This is a genomic window from uncultured Gimesia sp. (assembly GCF_937919775.1).
Classification (GTDB): Bacteria; Planctomycetota; Planctomycetia; order Planctomycetales; family Planctomycetaceae; genus Gimesia.
Map to the genome: position 1 here is coordinate 1 of NZ_CALFPF010000220.1, position 3,464 is coordinate 3,464.

Here is a 3,464-nt window from a genome sequence, read left to right on the forward strand (position 1 = left end):
AATCCATTGTTCTGACTGCTGAATTAACACATAATGCAGTTTCGTTATAACCGTTAACCAAGAGGAACCACCATGCGCTTCACTCCACTTGTTACCAGTCTGTGTTCTCTGCTGATATTCACCTTTATCGGGTCATCTGCCCGGGGCGAAGTCGGCGTCTCCGCCAAGCCCCCCACCGATGCGGAAGTTCTGCTGGATGGCAGCCGGGAAAAACTCGATGAAAACTGGACCTACTGGAAAGGCCCGCGGTTCAGTTCGTCCCTCCCCATCAAGTGGAAAGTGGTTGAAGACCCCATCGACGCCGGCACCGTGATCATGACAGATGACCCGGCAGCGGCAGGCGGCAAATACGGCGCAGCCGACATTGTAACCAAAAAGAAATATCACGATTTCCGCCTGCATGTCGAATTTCTGGTGACCAAACCCGGCGGTAACAGCGGCGTCTATCTGCAGAATCGCTACGAAATTCAGATTTTAGATGGCGATAAAACCAAGCATGGCATGGGCGCCGTCATCAACAAAACCGAATCGCCTTACCACGCTTACAACGGAACAGGGAAGTGGAACGCTTACGACATCACCTTCCGCGCGGCTCGCTTCAAGGACGGCAAACTCGTCGAAAAACCAATGGTCTCGATGTACTTCAACGGCAAAAAAGTGCATGAAAACGTGACCATCGACAAAGTCTGGGGGGGCGCGAATTCCGGCCTGGATGGAGGCAACGACGACGGCTTCGGCATCACCGACACCCCCGGCGGAATTAAACTTCAATGCGAAGGACACGACGTACGCTATCGCAACGTCTGGATCAAACCGCTCGATCTCAAAACCGCTGACACAGATTTCCGGGAATAGCAGGCCCGCTATTTTTTACCCTGGTTTGGTTTACCCTGCGGTTTGTCATGCTGATAGAGCAGTTTGCCCTTCTCATCATAAAACAGAAATGAAAGCGTCGCCGGCGTCTGCTTGTCGGCCGGCGTTGCTTTCACCAGCAGAAACCCGCCTGAACGCGGATCTTGCAAATAAGGCTGCTTGATCAGTCCTTCCGGGTCGGTCGATTTCGGATCGCCGGACTTGCGGCCTAAACGCGAGTTCGCATCGACGAGCGCGCCGCAGGAAAACTCTTCAAATCCACTCGGATCAACGGCATGATATTGCCAGTGGCGATCGCCGCAGACAATAAAAAAGTTCTGCTGATCCAGACCGTTCTCTTTGAGCCACCCGAAGAATTCATCGCGTTCATGCCGAAAGCCGCCGATGTCACAATGATTGTCCGTCTTGCGTAAATCATCGGGGCCAACCATCGGCGTCGGCGAAATCAATACCTTGAACGTTGCGTCGCTTTCCTTCAATGTTTTCTTCAACCACGCTTTCTGTTCCGCGCCCCAGATCGATTTTTCCGGCCCGTCTTCCATGGCATTCGGGCTGCGATACATGCGGTTTTCCGGCAGCCAGATTTGCAGTTCCTTGCTCACCCGATGCGTGCGATACGTCTTGGCGTCCTTGTCCTCCATCGGCGCCACCGGCAGTTGTTCCAGCATGATCCGTCTGCCCTCTTCCGGAGTCGGATGATGATCGCCCGTGTTATCCCCGTCGTCGACGCGGTAATCGTGGTCGTCAATTTCCCAGTAAGTCGGGACGGCGGCAAACAAATCCAGAAAACGCGGCTGCACGAATTGTTCATGCCATTTCCGTCGCATTTCGGGAATCGTTTCGGCCCGGGGTTTATCGGGCGTGTCGTAATACACATTGTCCCCCGTGCCGACAAAGAAATCCGGCTTCATCTTCAGAATGGTTTCCAAAGCGGGATAACCCAGATGTTTATCGGGACCGACATAAGGTTGCGGCAAATTCGTATTATTCTCAATCAGATGCTGTTTCTTGTCGATCCGGTCATCCCCGTGAAACTTCGCATAGTTCATACCGGTCACCACGACAAAATCAACCGGCCTGTAATATTTATCGCCGTTCAATGTTGTGAAGCGTGCTGTCGGACCGGGATGTAACTGATCTGCGGTCTTACCAATCTCGGTTTTGCATTCAAACTCGGTGCCGGCAGGTAAATCTGTAAATGCAGCACGGGCAATGAAATCGTATTCGGCCACGGCATCTACGATTTGCGTCACTTTTTCAAATGCGGTCTTCTCTCCGGGAATCGTTTGCAGGGTAAATTTCACAACGCCCGGCATGCCTTTAACATCGCGGTCGACCAGTTTGTCTGTCTCCGTCAGCCGCACCTGCACCAGCGCACTGTTCGGCGTGACTTCACCCGCCATGATTCCCATTCCCGCCATTGGTGTTTGGGAATTCGCTTCGGCGGGAACCGCTGCTGAATCTCCCCGCTCAACTACAGGCGCGGGTGTTTCAGGGTTTTGTTTTTCGCAACCGGGAAAAAAACAGCCCGATACAAACAGCAGACAAAATAGACCGTAAAGCCTCATGTGAGCACTCCCTCGGAAATCAGCGAATGGATTTGATTAGACCACCCATTCTATTGATTTATTGTGGTAAGCCCAACACAAAACGGTGTCGATTTACCGCATTCCTCAGATGCCGTGTATTTCGAAAAAGCCGAGAGAATCTGCTTGATATTCGGGATCATATTCGCCCAGAATGGAAGCTGGTTTTGATAATTTCCGTCTGCACACTCTGCCGCTCATTTCTTAATTCCGAAGAAGACACACTATGAAGCCGTTCAAACTGATCCCGCTCTTCGCAATCTGCCTCATCACATTGACGCACTCTGTTTTTGCTGAGCAACCGGCAAAGGCAGCCTGGGAGAAACTGGTGCGTTCTCCTAAATTCAATAAACGGCCCACGTTTCAATATGTCGAAAATAATCCCCAGCTGCCGAACGTCCTCCTGTATGGCGATTCCATTTCCATCGCTTACACCGATGCGACGCGCGATGCACTGCAAGGAAAAGCCAACGTCTATCGCCTGTACTGCAACGGCGGCGATTCTTCGTCCTTCATCACTAAAATGCAAACCATGCACACTATGATGCGGGACAAAAAACTCAAAGACCACTGGAGCTTCGACTGGGACGTGATTCATTTCAACATCGGCCTGCACGATCTGAAATACCTGAAGGATAACAAACTGGACCGCGTAAACGGCAAGCAGGCGATTTCTCCTGCAGACTACGAAAAGAATCTGCGTTCTATCATCGCCTATCTCAAGGAACTGGCGCCGAAAGCCAAACTGATCTTCGTCACCACCACTCCCGTGCCGGAAGGCGAACCGGGGCGCATCGCCGGCGACGCTGCCAATTATAACGCGATCGCTTTGAAAGTGCTCAAAGATTATCCCGAAATCACGGTTAACGATCTCTACAGTTTCACCAAACCAAACCACGAAAAATGGTGGACCAAACCGGGCAACGTGCACTTCAACACTGCAGGTGCCACCGCAATACTGTTCGGCTCACCGTTTGCGGTTGCTCTTAAATTATAGATTCAATT

General features: G+C 51.7%; 3 protein-coding genes. 2 read left to right on the forward strand and 1 reads right to left on the reverse strand.

The window, feature by feature from the left end; genetic code table 11:
• Positions 1-72: 72 nt before the first annotated feature.
• Positions 73-855 (forward strand): DUF1080 domain-containing protein, encoded by a 783-nt coding sequence (locus Q0294_RS05870; RefSeq protein WP_299461861.1) that lies wholly within the window; start codon positions 73-75, stop codon positions 853-855.
• An 8-nt stretch (positions 856-863) separates the two neighbouring features.
• Here the strand turns inward: Q0294_RS05870 and Q0294_RS05875 are convergent, their stop codons facing one another.
• The gene (locus Q0294_RS05875) at positions 864-2,441 is read right to left on the reverse strand and encodes an alkaline phosphatase D family protein (protein WP_299461863.1); all 1,578 of its coding nucleotides are present in this window, start codon (positions 2,439-2,441) and stop codon (positions 864-866) included.
• A gap of 244 nt (positions 2,442-2,685) precedes the next feature.
• Here Q0294_RS05875 and Q0294_RS05880 point away from each other — a divergent pair, with 244 nt between their 5' ends.
• Positions 2,686-3,456: an SGNH/GDSL hydrolase family protein gene (locus tag Q0294_RS05880; RefSeq protein WP_299461865.1), complete on the forward strand. Its 771-nt coding sequence runs from the start codon at positions 2,686-2,688 to the stop codon at positions 3,454-3,456.
• Positions 3,457-3,464: the final 8 nt, after the last annotated feature.